General features: G+C 73.8%; 13 protein-coding genes. 4 read left to right on the forward strand and 9 right to left on the reverse strand.

The window, feature by feature from the left end; genetic code table 11:
* The first annotated feature begins 595 nt into the window (after nucleotides 1-595).
* Nucleotides 596-1,381: a transcriptional repressor LexA gene (lexA, locus tag ACLQ2U_RS04040; RefSeq protein ID WP_425749151.1), complete on the forward strand. Its 786-nt coding sequence runs from the start codon at nucleotides 596-598 to the stop codon at nucleotides 1,379-1,381.
* Nucleotides 1,382-1,442: 61 nt separating this feature from the next.
* Here the strand turns inward: lexA and ACLQ2U_RS04045 are convergent, their stop codons facing one another.
* Entirely contained in the window at nucleotides 1,443-3,107 is a 1,665-nt protein-coding gene (locus ACLQ2U_RS04045; RefSeq protein WP_425749152.1) for a hypothetical protein, read from the reverse strand.
* Between the two features lie 52 nt (nucleotides 3,108-3,159).
* Entirely contained in the window at nucleotides 3,160-4,638 is a 1,479-nt protein-coding gene (hflX, locus tag ACLQ2U_RS04050) for a GTPase HflX (protein ID WP_425749153.1), read from the reverse strand.
* 111 nt (nucleotides 4,639-4,749) lie between these two features.
* On the opposite strand from hflX, the gene ACLQ2U_RS04055 reads away from it, so the two are divergent.
* On the forward strand, nucleotides 4,750-6,255 hold the full coding sequence (locus ACLQ2U_RS04055) for an NAD-dependent malic enzyme (protein WP_425749336.1): 1,506 nt from the start codon (nucleotides 4,750-4,752) through the stop codon (nucleotides 6,253-6,255).
* Nucleotides 6,256-6,277: 22 nt separating this feature from the next.
* On the opposite strand, the gene dapF is transcribed toward ACLQ2U_RS04055, so the two are convergent.
* Genes dapF through ACLQ2U_RS04070 form a run of 3 tightly spaced genes read right to left on the reverse strand, consistent with a single transcriptional unit; the run spans nucleotide 6,278 to nucleotide 8,809 of the window.
* Complete coding sequence (gene dapF, locus ACLQ2U_RS04060) at nucleotides 6,278-7,123, reverse strand: diaminopimelate epimerase (RefSeq protein WP_425749154.1); 846 nt, start codon at nucleotides 7,121-7,123, stop codon at nucleotides 6,278-6,280.
* 7 nt (nucleotides 7,124-7,130) lie between these two features.
* Nucleotides 7,131-8,042: a tRNA (adenosine(37)-N6)-dimethylallyltransferase MiaA gene (gene miaA / locus ACLQ2U_RS04065; protein WP_425749155.1), complete on the reverse strand. Its 912-nt coding sequence runs from the start codon at nucleotides 8,040-8,042 to the stop codon at nucleotides 7,131-7,133.
* Nucleotides 8,039-8,809: a class III extradiol dioxygenase subunit B-like domain-containing protein gene (locus ACLQ2U_RS04070; RefSeq protein ID WP_425749156.1), complete on the reverse strand. Its 771-nt coding sequence runs from the start codon at nucleotides 8,807-8,809 to the stop codon at nucleotides 8,039-8,041. Before ACLQ2U_RS04070 ends, miaA begins: the two co-directional genes overlap by 4 nt.
* 152 nt (nucleotides 8,810-8,961) lie before the next feature.
* Between ACLQ2U_RS04070 and ACLQ2U_RS04075 the strand changes: the two genes are divergently transcribed.
* Nucleotides 8,962-10,170: a DUF349 domain-containing protein gene (locus ACLQ2U_RS04075; protein ID WP_425749157.1), complete on the forward strand. Its 1,209-nt coding sequence runs from the start codon at nucleotides 8,962-8,964 to the stop codon at nucleotides 10,168-10,170.
* A 153-nt stretch (nucleotides 10,171-10,323) separates the two neighbouring features.
* On the opposite strand, the gene miaB is transcribed toward ACLQ2U_RS04075, so the two are convergent.
* Nucleotides 10,324-11,802 carry a tRNA (N6-isopentenyl adenosine(37)-C2)-methylthiotransferase MiaB gene (miaB, locus tag ACLQ2U_RS04080; protein ID WP_425749158.1) on the reverse strand — a complete coding sequence of 493 codons (1,479 nt, stop codon included), beginning with the start codon at nucleotides 11,800-11,802 and terminating at the stop codon, nucleotides 10,324-10,326.
* Between the two features lie 195 nt (nucleotides 11,803-11,997).
* Here miaB and ACLQ2U_RS04085 point away from each other — a divergent pair, with 195 nt between their 5' ends.
* Entirely contained in the window at nucleotides 11,998-12,930 is a 933-nt protein-coding gene (locus ACLQ2U_RS04085) for an alpha/beta fold hydrolase (RefSeq protein WP_425749159.1), read from the forward strand.
* A gap of 94 nt (nucleotides 12,931-13,024) precedes the next feature.
* Here the strand turns inward: ACLQ2U_RS04085 and fxsT are convergent, their stop codons facing one another.
* Genes fxsT through ACLQ2U_RS04100 form a run of 3 tightly spaced genes read right to left on the reverse strand, consistent with a single transcriptional unit; the run spans nucleotide 13,025 to nucleotide 18,833 of the window.
* Nucleotides 13,025-16,891, reverse strand: coding sequence for an FxSxx-COOH system tetratricopeptide repeat protein (fxsT, locus tag ACLQ2U_RS04090; protein WP_425749160.1), 3,867 nt, complete (start codon nucleotides 16,889-16,891; stop codon nucleotides 13,025-13,027).
* Complete coding sequence (locus tag ACLQ2U_RS04095; protein ID WP_425749161.1) at nucleotides 16,888-18,177, reverse strand: TIR-like protein FxsC; 1,290 nt, start codon at nucleotides 18,175-18,177, stop codon at nucleotides 16,888-16,890. Before ACLQ2U_RS04095 ends, fxsT begins: the two co-directional genes overlap by 4 nt.
* On the reverse strand, nucleotides 18,174-18,833 hold the full coding sequence (locus tag ACLQ2U_RS04100; protein WP_425749162.1) for a TIR-like protein FxsC: 660 nt from the start codon (nucleotides 18,831-18,833) through the stop codon (nucleotides 18,174-18,176). The genes ACLQ2U_RS04095 and ACLQ2U_RS04100 overlap by 4 nt, the downstream gene beginning before the upstream one ends.
* Nucleotides 18,834-18,840 lie beyond the last annotated feature (7 nt).

Here is an 18,840-nt window from a genome sequence, read left to right on the forward strand (position 1 = left end):
TCGACCGTGGCACGCCGCCTGCACCCGGGCACGCGTAGACCCGGCGAGGCCCGTGTCGATGGCCCTCGCCGTCGTCGACGGTACGGGAGTGCGGTCGGTAGTTGAACCCAACCTGTAGGCAACTTACGCCGGTGTGACTACTACATCTAGGGGTTGACCGTATGCCGCCGGCCGGGTGTGGTCAAGTTGGCCGGCGTGTCCGGCGCGTCACCTCGGAAGCCACCGGCGAACCCCCTCCCGGGAAAGATCGACGCCGGCCGGAGCGCCCTCCGCCGACATCCCCAACCGGCCGGGCCGGCGGGAGGTTACCGCCCGTCCGGCCAGCACCCGGGAAACGGACGGCCACCGCGAAACCGCCTACCGGTCGAACAGGAGTTCGACGACGACGTACCATTTATCAGAACGCGCGTTCGAGATTCCAGGATTTCCGCCCGACACGCCGACGGCAGGTCGTACAGATGTTTGAAAATGACCGATCTCACCTATACGGTCATGAACGACCGGGCGCGGCGTACCACGTCGGACCGGGCGCCGCGACACCCCCGCACGCACCACGAGCCGCCAAGGCACCCAGCGCCGACCAGGGAGGACGGACGTGACCGAGGACCGGGCCAGCCGGCAGAAGAACCCGCAGCAGATCGCCGAGGCGGGTCCGCCGGCCACTCGGCGCCCCCGCGCCGCCCGCAGCCGGACCGGCCAACCGGCCGTACGCGCGGTGACCCCGGTGGTCAGCAGCTTCCCCGACCCGGCCACGGTCGACCTCACCGCCCGGCAGCGCCGCATCCTGGAGTTCATCCGCACCTGGGTCGAGCGGCACGGTTACCCGCCGAGCGTGCGCGAGATCGGCGAGGCGGTCGGCCTGGTCTCCCCGTCGAGCGTCGCCTACCAGCTCAAGGAGCTGGAGAAGAAGGGCTTCCTGCGGCGCGACCCGAACCGGCCCCGCGCGGTCGACGTCCGCGCCTCGAGCGACGCCGTCGACGACGAGCTGAGCCGGGCCCAGCGTCCCGCCCCGGCATACGTGCCGATGCTGGGCCGGATCGCCGCCGGTGGGCCGATCCTGGCCGAGCAGGCGGTGGAGGACATCTTCCCCCTCCCCCGCGAGCTGGTGGGTGAGGGCGAGGTCTTCATGCTCCAGGTCAAGGGCGACTCGATGCTCGACGCGGCGATCTGCGACGGCGACTGGGTCGTGGTCCGGCAGCAGCCGACCGCCGACTCCGGCGCGATCGTCGCGGCCATGCTCGACGGCGAGGCGACCGTCAAGACCTACCGGCGGCGGGACGGGCACGTCTGGCTGATGCCGCAGAACCCGGCCTTCGACCCGATCCCCGGCGACGACGCCACCATCATGGGTCGCGTCGTGGCGGTGCTGCGCCGGATCTGAGCATCCGACGACGAGGGGGGTGGCCGCCCGGGTGGCGGCCACCCCCTCGTCGTTCGTCGGATCAGTAGCGTTCGCCCCGGCCGGGCGGCGGGCCGTAGCCGTACTGGCCGCCGTGCCGGTCGTCGGGGCCGGCGTCGCGACGCGGGCCGGACCGCGGATCCCGGGGCCCGGGCTCTCGGCGCGGGGCCTCGGCCCGGCCGCCGCCGTAGACGCCGCCGCCACCGCGCTGGCCGCCGCCGTTCGGGCCACCGCCGTTCGGAGCGGGGCCGTTCGGGGCGCCGCCCCGGCCACCGCTCGAAGGACCGCCGCCGTAGGCCCCGTCACCGGCCGGGCGACCACCGCCGTAGACACCACCACCGGCCGGACGACCACCGCCACCCGCGGGCCCACCCGCGGGCGGGCGGCCGCCGCCACCGTAGGCGCTACCGGCCGCCGCCCGACCTGGCGCGCCACCGGCGCCGGCCGGGGCACCGTAGACCCCGCTGCCCGAGGGTGCGCCGCCGTAGACGCCACCGCGCGGCCGTTCCCCGCCGGCGTTGCCGCCACCGGGCCGGCCGCCGCCGGGCCCGAAGCCGTCCTCCGGGCCGCGGTCGAGGGCGCGGCCCTCGTCGGCGGGCGCGGGGTTGCGTCGCGCCCGCATGATCCCGAAGATGCCGGCGCCAACCAGCAACGCGCCCAGCACGCCGACCGCCCCGATCAGGTACGTGATCTGATCCAGGCTGAGGCCGTCGTACCAGGACTTCTGCGCCACCGGCTTCGCTGCGGCCGCGGCCCCGTCGAGCGCCTCGGCGCCCTTGCTGGAGGGGGTGTAGCCGAGGATGTCGACCGGCTCGTCCGGGGCGAGCTCGCCGCCGTCGGAGACGGTGACGAACGACTTCCCGTCGGCGGTGTAGGAGATCGCCTCCCCGAACGGGTCGGCCAGCGGGGTGACCCGGGGCTTGCCGGTGGTCAGCGCGGCGAGGACGTCGCCGTTGGACACGTCGTACTCGAAGGCGTCCGCGTAGGTGCGCAGCACCACCCTGGTGCCGTCCGGTGAGCGGGCCGCGCCGGTGACCGCCACCCGGCCGATGATGTTCAACGGGTTCTCGGTGGTGGTCTTCGGCAGGCTGACCTCGCCGACCTTCTTCATCGGCACCGGCTCGGTGTCACCGCTGTTGAGCTTCCCCGTCGGGGCGTAGATCTCCGCCTTGCCGCTGGGCACCTTGGTGATCACCAGCGGCAGGCCGTCGGCGCCGATCAGCAACGCCTCCGCGTCGTGCGGCTTGCGCTCCGGGTACGACAGCCGGTGCAGCACCGGCTGCTTGGCGCCGCTGACCGGCATGCTCCACACCGCGACCCGGCTGCGCCGCTCCTTGCTGGTCAGGTTGTCGCCGGTATCGGCGATCCAGAGCGTCTGGCCGTTCGGGGAGAGCGCGAGGTCCTCGGTGTCGAACGGGCCGGCACCGGAGTAGCGGACCGGATCCTTGGCGATCCCGCACTTGCCGTTCAGGAAGAAGACCCGCTTGCGGCTCTCCTGGAGGGTGCCGTCGTTGACCACGATGTAGCCGGTCTTCGTGGCCACCAGCCCGGAGACCTCGCGCAGCCGCGGGTCCTCGATGGTGCAGCGCTTCTTGCCCGGGGTCACCGGGGCGGACGACGTGGGTGCCGCCACGGCGACAGCGGCGGGCGCCACGGTCGCCCCGAGCAGGCCGAGGGCAACCGTGACCGAGGAAACAGCGCGGCGCATTTCGCCAGTGTCGCATGCCGCTGGGAGCGGCATGGTGACCCAGGGAGCGCGCTCACCGGGCGGCGGCCACCGCCTGGCCCTCGTACGCGGTGAACGGCGCCAGCTCGGCGGCGAGCGCCTCCCCCACCCGGACGTGCAGCAGGGTCCCCTCCGGCAGGTGGGAGGTGTCGAGCACCTCGCCCTGCTGGTGCACCCGGGCGACCAGGTCGCCCCGGTCGTACGGCAGCACGGCGCGGACCTCCACCGCCGGGCGGGGCAGCCGCTCCTCGATCGCCTGCCGCAACCCGTCGAGGCCCCGCCCCTTGTGCGCGGAGACGAAGACGGCGTCCGGCCAGAGCCGCTTGAGCCGCAGCAGCGTCTCCTCGTCGGCCGCGTCGGTCTTGTTGACCACCAGCAGCTCGGGCAGCCGGTCGGCGCCCACCTCGGAGAGCACCTCGCGGACCGCGCGGACCTGCCCCTCCGGATCCGGGTGGGTGCCGTCGACCACGTGCACCACCACGTCGGACTCGGCGACCTCCTCCAGCGTCGAGCGGAACGCCTCGACGATCTGGTGCGGCAGGTGCCGGACGAACCCGACGGTGTCGGAGAGCGTGTAGAGCCGGCCGTCGGAGGTGGTGGCCTTGCGGGTGGTCGGGTCCAGGGTGGCGAAGAGCGCATTCTCCACCAGCACGCCCGCCCCGGTGAGCCGGTTGAGCAGGCTGGACTTGCCAGCGTTGGTGTAGCCGGCGATCGCCACCGCCGGGACGGCGTTGCGGGAACGGCGGGCGCGCTTGGTCTGGCGTACCACCTTCATGCCCTTGATCTCGCGGCGCAGCCGCGCGATCCGGGTGCGGATCCGGCGCCGGTCGGTCTCCAGCTTGGTCTCACCGGGACCACGCAGACCCACACCGCCGCCGGCACCGCCGCCGCGGCCGGAACCACCGGTCTGCCGGGAGAGCGTCTCACCCCAACCACGAAGCCGCGGCAGCAGGTACTCGAGCTGGGCCAGCTCGACCTGCGCCTTACCTTCCTTGCTCTTGGCGTGCTGGGCGAAGATGTCGAGGATCAGCGCCGTCCGGTCGACCACCTTGACCTTGGTGCGCTGCTCCAGGTTGCGCAGCTGGGACGGGGAGAGCTCACCGTCGCAGATCACCGTGTCGGCGCCGGTGGAGAGCACCACCGCGCCGAGGTCGTCGACCTTGCCCCGGCCGATGTAGGTGGCCGGGTCGGGGCGGTTGCGCCGCTGGATCAGCCCCTCGAGCACCTGCGAGCCGGCCGTCTCGGCCAGCGCCGCCAGCTCGGTGAGGGAGTTGTCGGCGTCGTCCTGGCTGCCCTCGGTCCAGACGCCGACCAGGACGACCCGCTCCAGCCGGAGCTGGCGGTATTCGACCTCGGTGATGTCGGTGAGCTCGGTGGAGAGGCCGGGGACCCGCCGCAACGCCTTCCGCTCCGACAGCTCGTACTCGCCGGTGGTGGCGTCGAGCTCGTCGTTCTCGTAGGGAACGTAGGTCTCCTGGTCTCGCAAGCTGCGTCTCCTGTCCGTTCTGTGCATGTACTGAGCAATCCTGACATGTGTCAACGCGGGACGCACCTGCTATATGCCCGTGGTGAACGTCGCCAAATGCGGGGCCGGATGCCGGCCGACCTCGGCGGGCGAGTAGAAATGCGGGGCGAGCTGCTCAGCCATGACGGAGGGACTTCCGTGGCCATCACCCGACTTCCGAGTGCCGGATTCTCGATCACGATCCGGATCGCGGTGCCCGCGGACGCCTCCTCGATCGGCCGGCTGACCACCGCGGCCGGCGAGGCCGGCGCGATCGTCACCGCGCTCGACGTGGTCGACTCCGACCCGACCAGCGTGATCGTCGACCTGACCTGCGACACCGCTGACGCCGGCCACGCCGACCAGGTGGTCGACGCGCTGACCGCGCTGGACGGCGTGGACGTCCGCAAGGTCTCCGACCGGACGTTCCTGCTGCACCTGGGCGGCAAGATCGAGGTCAACTCGAAGGTGGCGCTGCGCACCCGGGACGAGCTGTCCCGGGCCTACACCCCGGGGGTGGCCCGGGTCTGCATGGCGATCGCGGAGAACCCGGCGGACGCCCGGCGGCTGACCATCAAGCGCAACACCGTCGCGGTGGTCAGCGACGGCTCGGCCGTGCTGGGCCTGGGCAACCTCGGGCCGGCGGCGGCGCTGCCGGTGATGGAGGGCAAGGCGGCGCTGTTCAAGCGCTTCGGCGGGGTGGACGCCTGGCCGGTGGTGCTCGACACCCAGGACACCGACGAGATCGTGCAGATCGTCAAGGCGATCGCGCCCGCGTACGGCGGGATCAACCTGGAGGACATCGCCGCGCCGCGCTGCTTCGAGATCGAGGCCCGGCTGCGCGAGGCGCTGGACATCCCGGTCTTCCACGACGACCAGCACGGCACCGCGATCTGCGTGCTGGCCGCGCTGACCAACGCGCTGCGCGTCGTGGGCAAGCAGCTTCCGGAGGTCCGGGTCGTGGTCTCCGGCGCCGGCGCGGCCGGCACCGCGATCATGAAGCTGCTGCTGCGCCAGGGCGTGGGCGACATCATCGCGTACGACCGGCAGGGCGCCCTGCACCGCGGCCTCACCGGGCTCAACCCGGCCTGGCAGTGGCTGGCCGAGAACACCAACCGGGAGAACTACTCCGGGGACCTGCCCGGCGCGGTCCGGGGCGCGGACGTCTTCATCGGGGTGAGCGCGCCGAACCTGCTCACCGGGGACGACATCGCCACGATGGCCAAGGACGCGATCGTCTTCGCGCTCGCCAACCCCGACCCGGAGGTCGACCCGCGGGAGGCGCGCAAGCACGCCGCGGTGGTCGCCACCGGCCGCTCGGACCAGCCGAACCAGATCAACAACGTGCTCGCCTTCCCCGGCGTGTTCCGCGGCATGCTCGACGCGCACGCCGAGGAGTTCACCGAGGAGATGGCGCTCGCCGCGGCCCGGGCCATCGCGGACGTGGTCGGCGGGGACAAGATCAACCCGACGGTGATCGTGCCGAGCGTCTTCGACTCCCGGGTCGCCCCGGCCGTGGCCGCCGCCGTCCGCGCCGCCGCCACCAACCCGACCCCGCGCCCGGCCGCCGACCCCGGCCCGGCCGACCTCCCCGAGATCGCCGCCAACGCCTCCGCCACCCCCTGACCGGGGACGGGTGTCGGGCGGGTCAGGGCAGGGGCGCGGCGGGGGTGAGTTCACCCGTGGCCACCAGGACGGCCGGGCCGGAGAGCCAGCACGACTCCTCGGTCACGGTCACCGTGAGGCGGCCGCCGGGCACGTCGACCGCGACCGTCCCGGTGTCGAGGCCCGCATCGCGCAGGGCCGCCGCGCCGACCGCGCAGGCGCCGGTGCCGCAGGAGAGCGTCTCGGCCGAACCGCGCTCGTAGACCCGCATCAGCACGTGCCCGTCGGTGCCCTCGACCGGCTCGCCCGGCGCGGTGAACTCCACGTTCACCCCGGCTGGGAAGACGGCGGCGTCGTACTCCGGCGCCCGGGTCAGGTCCAGGCCGGCCAGGTCCAGCCCGGCCGGCAGCGCGCACACCAGGTGGGGGTTGCCGACGTCCACCGCCGCGCCCGGCAGGGTCAGCCCGCCGAGGGTGGCGACGGAGGCGTCGTACACCCGGGGGCGACGCATCTCGACGGCGATGGCGTCCCCCTCGACCCGCGCCCGCACCAGGCCGGCGCGGGTCGCGACCGGCAGCGCCGCGCCGGCCGGCGCGGCCAGCCCGTGGGCCAGCAGGTAGCGGACGAAGACCCGGGCGCCGTTGCCGCACATCTCGGCGAACGAACCGTCGGAGTTCCAGTAGTCCATGAACCACTCGGCCTCGCCGGCGAGGGCGGCCCCCTCCGGGTGTTTGGCCGCGCGCACCACCCGCAGCACGCCGTCCCCGCCGATGCCACGCCGCCGGTCGCAGATCGCGGCGACCAGCCCGGGCGTCAGGTCGAGCGCGCCGTCCGGATCGGGCAGGATGACGAAGTCGTTGCCGGTGCCGTGGCCCTTGGTGAACTCCACGCCCCCATCATCCCCGATGGTCGGCGGCCATCCGCAGCGCAGTCGGCACGAACTCCGGCGCCGCCGAGTCCAGCCAGTGGACCCGCGGGTCGCGGCGGAACCAGGAGCGCTGCCGGCGGACGAAGCGCCGGGTGGCCCTGATCGTCTCCTCGTACGCCTCGGTCTCGGTCAGCTCCCCGGCCAGGAAGCGCAGCACCTGCTGATAGCCGAGCGCCCGGCTGGCTGTACGCCCCTCGGGCAGGCCACGGCCGACCAGCTCGCGGGTCTCGGCGACCAGGCCGTCGGCCCACATCCGGTCCACCCGCAGCGCGATCCGCTCGTCCAGCAGGGCGGTGTCCAGGTCGACGCCGAGCTGCACCGACGGGTAGTACGGCGTCGGCTCGGGCAGCGCGGCGGTGAACGGCGCGCCGGTCAGCTCGATCACTTCGAGGGCCCGGACGATCCGCCGGCCGTTGCCCGGCAGGATGCTCGCCGCGGCGGCCGGATCGGCCTCGCGCAGCCGGGCGTGGAGCGGGGCCGGGCCGACCTCGGCCAGCTCCCCCTCCAGCCGCTCCCGCACCGCCGGATCGGTGCCGGGGAAGTCGAACTGCTCCAGCACCGCCCGCACGTACAGCCCGGAGCCGCCGACCAGCAGCGGCACCCTGCCCCGGGCCAGGATGTCGTCGACCTCCGCCCGGGCCAGCCGCTGGTACTCCGCGACGCTGGCCGGCTCGGTCACCTCCCAGATGTCCAGCAGGTGGTGCGGCACCCCCTCCCGCTCGCCCGGGGTGAGCTTGGCGGTGCCGATGTCCATGCCCCGGTAGAGCTGCATCGAGTCGGCGTTGACCACCTCGCCGTCGAGGGCGTGCGCCAGGGCGATGCTCAGCGCGGACTTGCCGGCCGCGGTCGGCCCGACCACGGCCACCACGATGCCGCTCATGCCGGTTCCCAGGACGCCACGAAGTAGGCAACGCCGTAGGGCGCCGAGTAGTGGCGCAGTTCCCCGCGCCAGTCACCGCCGGCCGCGCGGACCGCGCCGGCCAGCACCTGCCAGGGGGCCCGCCCGGCGACCCGCAGCTGCGCCGAGAGGGCCGGGTCGAGGCCGAGCAGGGCCTCGGCGTCCGCGCCGGCCAGGGCCCGGGCCACCCCGTCGTCGTACGGCTCGGCGCGCGGATCGTCGTAGCCGGGCGCCTGCAGCCCCCGGCAGGCCGACCCGTCCCCCGCCACCAGCAGCGCGACCCGCCGGTCCGCCCCACCGACCAGCTCCGCCCCGAGCCGCGCGCAGCGCTGCGGCGTCTCGTCGGCGGCGACCGAGCGGGCCAGCCGGGGCAGGTCGGTACCCGAGCGGCCGGCCAGCCAGGCGCCGATCGTGAGGCTCAACGGGAGGCGCTCCCCGCCGGCACAGCTGGCTTTCCACAGCGGGACGTCCCGGTCGAGGCCGTACCCGCGCAGCGAACCGAAGTCGGCCGGACCGAATGCGGTGGTCTCCGGCCCGCTCCCGACCAGGTGGATCTCGTCCGGCTCGGCGGCAAGCAGCCCGGCGACGGCCGAATCGCAGGCGGCGCGGAGCTCGTCCAGCTCCGGCGCGGCGGCGCCGGCCAGCTCGGGGACGATCAGCGGCGGGTGGGGGCAGATGGCGGCGGCGACCAGAGGCACGCGTTCACGGTAGCCGGACGCGCCGGTGCGTCTCCGCGCCGATCCGACCATTCGGGCGGTAGGACACCGTATGGTCACGGTCGGCGACAGGCGCTCGACGGGGACGGGGGCGGACCTGTGACAATGCCGGGAGTAACTTTGCTGCGCCGTGGCGGCGATCGAGGGGGCTGTCCCCTTGACGCCGGGAGAACGAGGATGGGCACATGAGCGACTGGACTGCCTTCGGACGGGTGGACGCGGACGGCACCGTTTACGTCAAGACCGTCGAGGGCGAGCGGGTGGTCGGATCCTGGCAGGCGGGGGCCCCCGAGGAGGGGCTGGCCCACTTCGCCCGCCGCTTCGCCGACCTGGTGACCGAGGTGGACCTGACCGAGGCCCGGCTCAACTCGGGCGCGGCGGACGCCGGCCACTCACTGACCACGATCCGCCGGATCCGCGCCTCGCTGGCTGAGGCGCACGTCGTCGGCGACATCGACGCGCTGGCCGCGCGGCTGGACAAGCTCGCCGCGGTCGCCGAGGAGAAGGCCGGCGAGGCGCGCGCCGCCAAGGACGCCGCCCGGGTCGAGGCGCTGGCCCGCAAGACCGCCCTCGTCGAGGAGGCCGAGAAGCTGGCCGCCGAGTCCACCGGCTGGAAGACCGCCGGCGACCGCCTCAAGGAGATCCTCGACGAGTGGAAGACCATCCGCGGCGTCGACAAGAAGGCCGACGGTGAGCTGTGGAAGCGGTTCGCCGCCGCGCGGGACGGGTTCACCCGGCGCCGGGGCGCCCACTTCGCCTCCCTTGACCAGCAGCGCAAGCAGGCGCAGTCGGTCAAGGATGAGCTGGTCGCCGAGGCCGAGAAGCTGAAGGACTCCACCGACTGGGCGGCCACCGCCAACCAGCTCAAGGAACTGATGAACCAGTGGAAGGCCGCGCCGCGCGCCTCGAAGGAGGCGGAGCAGAAGCTCTGGGAACGGTTCCGCGCCGCCCAGGACGCCTTCTTCAGCCGGCGCAGCGAGGTCTTCTCGGCCCGGGACAACGAGCAGCGGGCCAACCTGGAGCGCAAGCAGGCGCTGCTGGCCCAGGCCGAGGCGCTGGACATCGACGGCGACCCGAAGGGCACGCAGGCCAAGCTGCGGGAGATCCAGGCGCAGTGGCACGAGGCGGGTCGGGTGCCGCGGGAGGCCGCCGCTGGTCTGGAGCGGCGGCTGCGGGTCGTCGACGACAAGGTCCGCGAGGTGATGGAATCCGCCTGGCGGCGTACCGCTCCGCAGGACAACCCGCTGCTCGCCCAGATGCGGACGCAGGTGGCGGAGGCCGAGGAGCGGCTGGCCCGGGCGCAGGCCGCCGGGGACGCCCGCCGGATCAAGGAGGCCGAGCAGGCGCTCGCCTCCAAGCGGCAGTTCCTCCAGCTCGCCGAGCAGGCCGGGTGAGCTGATCGACCCCGGAGCCCCGGTCCCGCCTCGGGACCGGGGCTTCCGCGTGTACCGGGTTCCGCCCGCGCCACCCATCCCCGCCGAGGGGCCCCGCAGCGACGGCCCCGGCCGGGACCTCCGTGCGGAGGTCCCGGCCGTCGGGCGTCGGGGTCAGTGCGCGGCGCAGCCGCCCGTCGGCGCGGGCGCCGCGGCCGGCGCGCCGATGGTGGGCAGCCCGAGCAGCACCCCGGGGGTACGCGGGGAGCGCCCCGCCTCGGCGGCGTCGCCGGCCCGGGTACGCCGGTGCGACAGCGGCTCGCCGTCGGCGTTGAGGTGGTGCGGGGCGGCGTAGGTGACCGTGGTGTGCACGATGTCGCCCGGGCGGATCTGCCCCGCGAGGGACCCGGCGTCGAAGTGCACCAGGCGGCCGTCCCGGGCCCGGCCGGACAGCCGGCCGGTCCGCTCGTCCTTGCGCCCCTCGCCGACGGCGACCAGCACCTCGACGGTCGCCCCCACCAGGCGCTTGTTCTCCGCCCAGGTGATCTCCTCCACCGTGGCGATGAGCCGGTCGTAGCGCTCCTGCACGACCTGCTTGGGCAGTTGGTCGTCCATGGTCGCGGCCGGAGTACCGGGGCGCTTGGAGTACTGGAAGGTGAACGCCGAGGAGAACCGGGCCTCGCGGACCACGTCCAGGGTGCGCTGGAAGTCGGCCTCGGTCTCGCCGGGGAAGCCGACGATGATGTCGGTGGTGATCGCCGCGTCCGGCATCGCCGCCCGGACCTTCTCGATGATCCCCAGGTAGCGCTCCGACCGGTACGACCGGCGCATCGCCCGCAGCACGTCGTCCGAGCCGGACTGCAGCGGCATGTGCAGCGAGTGGCAGACGTTCGGCGTCTCGGCCATCGCGGCGATCACGTCGTCGGTGAAGTCCTTCGGGTGCGGGCTGGTGAACCGGACCCGCTCCAGCCCGTCGATGTCACCGCAGGCGCGCAGCAGCTTGCCGAAGGCGTACCGGTCGCCGAACTCGACGCCGTAGGAGTTGACGTTCTGCCCGAGCAGGGTCACCTCCAGCACGCCCTCGTCGACCAGGGCGCGCACCTCGGAGAGGATGTCGCCGGGGCGGCGGTCCTTCTCCTTGCCGCGCAGCGAGGGCACGATGCAGAAGGTGCAGGTGTTGTTGCAGCCGACCGAGATCGACACCCAGCCCGCGTAGGTCGACTCGCGCCGGGTCGGCAGCGTGGAGGGGAAGACGTCGAGGGATTCGAGGATCTCCACCTCGGCGGCGGCGTTGTGCCGGGCCCGCTCCAGCAGCACCGGCAGCGAGCCGATGTTGTGGGTGCCGAAGACCACGTCCACCCAGGGGGCCCTGCGGACGATGTCGCCGCGGTCCTTCTGGGCAAGGCAGCCGCCGACCGCGATCTGCATCCCGGGGCGCTGGTTCTTCACCGGGCGCAGCCGGCCGAGGTTGCCGTAGAGCCGGTTGTCGGCGTTCTCCCGCACGGCGCAGGTGTTGAACACCACCACGTCCGGGTCGTCGTCGATGCCGGCGGCGCGCACGTAGCCCGCCTGCTCCAACAGGCCGGAGATGCGCTCGGAGTCGTGCACGTTCATCTGGCAGCCGTACGTCACGACGTTGTAGGTCCTAGCCACCCTCTTGGCGCCCCTTTCCTTGGGCTACCAGGGTAGCGGTCCGGCCGGTCGACCCGATTGCCCGGCATTGACCCGGCGGCCCATGGCGGGGTCCCATGGCGGGCAGTACGCTGCTCATCAAGACTGTGTTCTGGGCGATTTCGGGGGCTTTGCACTCAGCGCCGCCGATGCGCGTCTCCGCGCTCGGGGGAGCACATGACGAACCCGCGGGAGGCCAACGTGACGCTACCCAACGCGGCACAGCGCTCCGCCGTCACACCAGACGGGCGGCGACTCGCGGTGGAGACCTCGGGAGCGCCGGACGGCGAGGCCGTCTTCCTGCTGCACGGCACCCCCGGTAGCCGCAGCGGCCCCCGGCCCCGGGGCATCGTCCTGTACCGCCTCGGCGTGCACCTGGTCTGCTACGACCGGCCGGGGTACGGCGACTCCGACCGCCACGAGGGGCGTCGGGTGGCCGACGCCGCGGCCGACGTGGCGGCGATCGCCGACGACCTGGGCATCGACCGGTTCGCCGTGGTCGGCCGCTCCGGTGGCGGGCCGCACGCCCTCGCCTGCGCCGCGCTGCTGCCGGACCGGGTGACCCGGGCCGCCGTCCTGGTGGGGCTCGCCCCGGCCGGCGCACCCGACCTGGACTGGTACGCCGGCATGGCCGAGGCGAACGTGGGGGACTTCGGGCTGGCCGACGAGGACCCCGCTGAGCTCACGCTCGAGCTGACCATGCGGGCGGCCGACGCTCGCCGGGACCCGAGGACGCTGCTGGAGTTCCTCCGCCCCCAACTGCCCGAGCCGGACATCCGGGTGGTCGACGACGTCGCGATCCGTCGGCTGCTGACCGACATGTACGCCGAGGCGCTGCGGCACGGCCCGGAGGGCTGGATCGACGACGTGCTCGCCATGCGCCGCGGCTGGGGTTTCGACCTTGGGGCGATCCGCGCGCCGGTCCGGCTCTGGCACGGCGAGCAGGACCGCTTCACCCCGGTCGGCCACTCGCGGTGGCTGGCCTCGCGGATCCCCCGCGCCCAGGTCCAGGTGCAGCCCGGGGCCGCGCACTTCGGCGCGGTGGAGATCCTCCCGCAGACCCTGGCCTGGTTGACCACGCCCGAGCTGGCGGCGACCCCGCTGTATTGAACCGGGCACCGGACCGGCCGCGTCAGCGCCGGTCTCCGGGCCGGCACGGCCGCCGCCCCCTGGCCGCCGCGCCGGCGCACCCCGCGCCCGCCGCCTAGAACGGGTGCGGGTCGATCACCCGGACCACCAGGCGCCGCTCGCGCAGCGTCTGCACGCTCGGATGGTCCTGGCCGATCACCTCGGCCAGCCGGTCGGCCGCCGCCGCGTCGTCGGCGTCCGGGCCGGAGCCGCCGGCCTGCCGGGACACCAGGGCGAGGTCGCCGAGGCAGCGCAGGGTGTCCGGGTGTCCGGCGCCGATGACCTCGGCCAGCCGGTCGGCGGTGTCCCGCAGCTGGTCCCGCGCCGGCCCCCACTCGCCCTCCTCGGCGACGCAGACCGCGTGGTTCACCTCGGCCGCCAGGGTGTGCGGATGGTCGGGACCGAGTGCCTTGCGCAGCTCACCGGCCGCGCGGGCGGCCGACGAGCGGGCCGCGGACCGACGGCCGGCGGCCCGTTCGGCGGCGGAGATGTTGCTGAGGGTGGCCAGCGTGTGCGGGTGGGCCGGACCGAGCCGGAGCACCTCCTCGTACGCCCGGGCGACCGCGGTCATCTCGGTCAGCGCCCGGACCGCCTCGCCGACGGCCAGCAGGTTCGCCGCCCGGCTCGACCGGCACGCCACCGTGTCCGGATTGTCCGGCCCGAAGCGCTCGTCCAGCTTCCGGTAGGCCGCCTCGAACATCGGTGCCGCCTCGCCGGACCGGCCGGCGCTGCGCAGCGACACCGCCAGGTTGACCTGGGCGCCGAGGCTGATCCCGTCGTCGGCCCCCAGCACCTCGCCGAGCGCGTCGTACACGGTGCGCAGCAGCGCGGCGGACTTCTCGTACTCGCCGGCCTCCCGCAGATCGCTGCCGAGGCGGACGGCGGAGATCAGGGTGTACGGGTTGGTCGGGCCGAGCACCAGCCGCCGCCGCTGGTGCACCTCGTCGTCCCACCGGCGCGCCGACCGGTAGTCGCCGACCAGCCGGTACGACACGGCGAGGTTGTTGGCCGCGCTCAGCGTCCTCGGGTGGTCCTCGCCGAACACCTGCAGCCAGGAGGCGTAGGTGGACCGGTCGCGTTCGAGCGCCTCGGCGTAGCGACCGAGCGCCCGCAGGTCACCGGCGAGGCTGCCGGCGGTCATCAGGCTGTGCGGGTGCAGCCCGCCGAGCAGCTGCCGTTGCTCGGCCAGGACGGCCTCGTCCAGGGCCAGTGCCTCGTCGAATCCGCCCAGGCTGCGCAGGATGTTCGCCCGGTTGAACCGCAGGTGCAGCAGCTGCCGTCGCAGGCCCGCGACCTCGGCGGGGTCGTCCAGTTCGGCCAGCCGGGCGGACCAGATGTCGTCCACCCGCCGGCTGAACCCGTCCGCCTGCTCGAGGCCGCCGCGCTGCCACAGGTAGCGGACCCGGTCGATGAGCAGCTGGCGAACCGATTCCTCGGGGCAGGTCAGCGCCTCGGAGACCTCCAGGTGCGGCCAGAGCATGCGCAGCCGGGCCCAGGTGGCCGGGTCGTCGACGTCGCCCCGCGGCCGGGACGCGGCCAGCACCACGTGCACCTGGTGCCGGGCGGCGGCGATCTCCTCGTCGGTCATCCGGTCCCGGACCACCGCCTGCAACAGCCGGTGCACCTGGATCCGTCCACCCTGCACGTCGAGCTTGAGCAGCGCCAAACGGTTGATCTGCTGGACCAGGGCACCCCGCACCAGCCGCTCCGACACCGACGGGTCGAACGGCACGAGGGCGGCCGCCATCTCGTCGCTGTAGATCAGCTCCAGGGCGATCTCCGGGGCCAGCACCGAGCAGAGCTGCAACAGCCGGTAGGCGGCGGGCGCCTGGTCGCGCAGCCGGTTCAACGACAGGTCCCAGGTGGCCTCGACCGACAGCGCGCTGGGCCCGTGCCGCTCGATCTGCCGCAGGTAGTCGGCGACCGAGGTGCCGGTGTCGGCGAGCCACGCACCGGCGGCGGCCACCGCGATGGGCAGGTCGCCGAGCGCCTCGGCGACCCGGTCCGCCTCCTCCGCGCTGATCGCGGGCACCCGCTGGGCGAGGTGGGCGACGCTCTCCGTCCGGTCGAAGACGTCCACCTGGATCGGGTTGGCCCGGTCTCCCCACGCCCGGTTGCGGGAGGTCAGCAGGACGTGGCCGGGGCCCTGCGGGAGGAACTGCTCGATCTGATCGAGTTCCTCGGCGTTGTCGAACACGACGAGCCACCGCTCGTACGGCTCGCCCCGGCCCAACGCCTGCAGCACCGACCGGACGGTGTCCGGCAGCGTCGGCCCACCGGTGATCTCGAGCCGGCCGGCGAGGTCGGCCAGGGCGGCGTCGACGAACTGCGGCGGGTCCGCGACGATCCACCAGACCACGTCGTACGCCGACTTGAACCGGTGCACGTACTCGAGGGCGACCTGGGTCTTACCGACGCCGCCCATGCCCTGCAGGGCGACCGGCAGCACCACCGCGCTGCCCCCGCTCTGCAGTTGCGCGCGCAGCTGCGCGAGGTCGTCCTCGCGGCCGGTGAACCGGGCGTTGCGGTTGGGCGCGTTGAAGACCAACGGCTCGGCGCCGGGATAGCGGGCTCCCCCGGCCGGGCCGTCGGCGGACGCCGGCACGGGCCGGCCCACCAGGCGCAGCACCCGCTCCACGGCCGTCTGCGCGCTGACGTTGATCAGGTGGGTCGAGGTCTGGACCGGGAACTCGGCCAGTGGCCGCAGATCGGAGACGTACACCGCCAGCGCGGTGGAGCCGGTGCTCGGATCGCGGTCCGGCAGGCCGGCGGAGGGCGTCGCCACATAGGCCGGTGAGACGACGGTCAGGGTACGCGGGGCGGGCGTGCCCGCCGACCCGACGGCGGACGCCCCGTCGACCACCCGCATCCCGGCCGAGCTGAGGACCCGCTCCAACCACTCGGCCCAGACGGCGTCCTCCGGGGCGCAGCGGAGCACGATCTGGTCGTCGACCGCCTCGGTGCGCCGGCGGAAGCGGGCCTTGCCCCGCTCGCGTACCGACTCGTCCATCACCGGCAGCGCGGTCACCGCACCGTCGGTGAGGATCCCGGTCAGGGTCTCGAACGCGGCCAGCAGGGACGTCGGCGAACCCGGCGGGTCACCGAAGGTCGCCAGGGTCTCCTCGTACGCGTAGAACGGCCGGTACGGGACCTCCACCGCCGCCCAGTAGCGGCGCCGCTCGGCCTCCGTCATGCCGGTCGGCAGCCCGGCGAACCTGCGCATGGCCAGGGTGCGGCCCGCCTCCGCCTTCTCCTTCTCGGCCTGGTCGACCCGCATCGGCACCGGCAGGATCCGGATGTCCCGCCGCCGGTACCGGTCCCGCACCGAGTGGGCGACCCGGGCAGCCCCGTCGATGCCCTGGTCGCTGAGGGTGAAGCAGTCGACCAGGGTGTCCGGCAGGTGCAGGGTGCAGATGTCGGCGACGTCGCTGAGGCCGGTCCGGCTGTCGATCAGGGTGTAGTCGTACTGGCGTTTCATGTCCGCCCGCAGCGCCTCGAAGAACTGCGCGCCGCCCAGCCGGTTGTAGAAGTTGTCCCAGTCCAGCCCGCTCACCGAGACCGCGTAGTCGCTGTTCTGCCGGCCGGCGGAGAGAAAGTCCAGGCTGCCGCCGTCCGGGAAGTTCCACCGCAGGGAGAACGCGTGCCGGCCGACCCGGGCGTACTGCTCCATCCACCGGTCCGGCCGCTCGCCGGCCCGGGTGGTCTCCCACTCGTAGTCGCGGATCAGGTCGATGACCCCGCTGGTGCCCTGGATCGCCTCGGCGTCGAGGAAGGGATGGAAGAAGCGGTGCAGGCCGGGGGATTCCAGGTCCCAGTCCGCGACCAGCACCCGCCGGCCGCTGGCGGCGAGGATCCAGGCGACGTTTGCCAGTGCCATCGTCCGTCCCGTCCCACCCTTGAACGAGTAGAACGTGACGACCTGACCTTCGCGATCGTTGCTCATCGGTTCTCTCCGTGGGGACGCGGTGACGCCGGATCGTCGGCGGCGGACGGGAGGTCGAGGTGGGCGCCGGGTCGGGACCGGACCTCCGGCACCGACCCGGTCGGGCCGTGCCGGAGGCTGGGGGGCGGCTCGGGCCGCTCCGGGAAGGCGACCACCGGGCCGTGCTTGAGGTACTGGCGGCGGGCCTCGGTCACCAACGCCGGCATGAGGTCGACGAACTCGCGCATGCTGCATGCCTGCTTGACCTGGGGCACGCCCGCGTCGTGCAGCAGGTCGGTCACGTCCCCGGCCAGCCGCCGGGCGTCCTGCGGGTCGTCGGCGTCGGTGACCACCAGCGGAACGACCCACTGCCGGAGCCCGCGGACCAGGGCGGCGAGGGACGCCACCGCGCCCGGCGCCGCGACGATCCACGGATCGATCAGCAGCACCGCGGGCCGGCGGTCGAGCAGCTCGCCGGCGTCCTCGAAGTTCGCGGTACGGGCCGACAGGCCGAGCCGCTCGGCGGTGCTCGCGGCGTACTCGGCCACCGGCAGTTCCTGGCGGGCGCCGAACGGCCGCCACAGCCGACCGTTGGCGGCGTACCCGCCGGGATCGCGGTCGGGCGGGAGCCGGTCCCGGGTGGGTGCCAGGACGGCGACGACGAAGTCCGGATCCGTCGGCGCCGGCCTGGTCACCTCGTCCAGCCCGGGTGCCCGGGACGGCCCCAGCGGTTGCCTTTCGGCGGTGTCCACGATCCGGGCGGCCAGCCGGTCGAGCAGGAACCGGTACTGGTCCCGGTAGGAGGCCAGCATGCAGAGCGCGCGCAGGCCGTTCTCCGCGTACTCGGGGACGTCCCGGCCGAGGTCCAGCGCCTCGTCGAGTTCGGGGTGGGTCTCCCAGGAGGGGAACGGGATCCAGAGCACCGGCGTCAGGTGGCCGGTGCCGGCCCGGGTGGCTCCGGCGGCGGCCAGCCGGGTCCGGAAGGACTGCTGCTCCCCCAGCGCCCACGGCCGACTGAAGTAGCCCGGGGAGTAGAGCGGCACGAAGACCTCGGCGTCACCGAGCGCCTCCGCGAGGGCCGCCTTCCAGTCGGCGCCCAGCGGGATGTGCTGGTCGAAGAAGCCGACCCGCATCCCGGCCTTCGGCCGCGCCTGCCGGGTCACCTCCGCCGACAGGTCGGCGAAGAACTGGGCGACCCAGACGTCGGCGTCGGTCCGGGCGCCCTGCGGCGGCGCGGAGTGGGCGTAGCTGAGGAAGAAGTACGTCCCCCGCTTCGACGCCTTCCGCCGTCCGGCCGGCCGGGTCATCCGGGTTCCTCGGTGAAGCGGTTGCACAGCTCGTCCACGCCCGTCGGCACCAGGGGTTCGACCAGGTACGACCGATGGATCGCGACGATCCGCTGGGCGAGCCGCCAGACCACCGCCCGGTACGCGTTCTCCATCTGCATGGTCAGCAATCCGTAGACTCCTTCCCGCTGGTACTGCACCGCGATGTCGGGATCCGGCATCGCGGCGGGCGAGAACCGTTGGATGTCGCGTACCACCCGGGGCAGCGGCGCACCGTCCGTCGGCGACCAGGTGACCGGCACGATCGCCGTCTCGTGCGCCGACGCGGCGCCGTGCCGGGGCGCGATCCGCCGGCGGGAGAAGGCGTCCCACTCCCTGCCGCACCAGGCGCTGCGGAGGAGGGCGCTGGACAGCAGCGGGACGAACACCTGGCAGGTGCCGGCGGCCTGCAGCAGCTCCGGCGTCCAGCGCTCCCCGCCGGCGATGGTGCTGTCCATGAAGCCGGGGTCGACCCCGGTCACCGGGCCGACCAGCTCGCTGACATGGACGGAGAGGTCATCGTAGAAACGGGAGACGTACTCGGCGGGGTTGCCGGTGGCCCGCCGGGCCGGAGAGCGGGAGTAGCTGAGGAAGAACAGCGGGGCCCGCGTCCCGGCGCGTGTCTCCACTGTGCTCACCGATACG

Origin of the sequence: Micromonospora sp. DT47 (assembly GCF_049844475.1) — a bacterium.
Lineage (GTDB): Bacteria > Actinomycetota > Actinomycetes > Mycobacteriales > Micromonosporaceae > Micromonospora.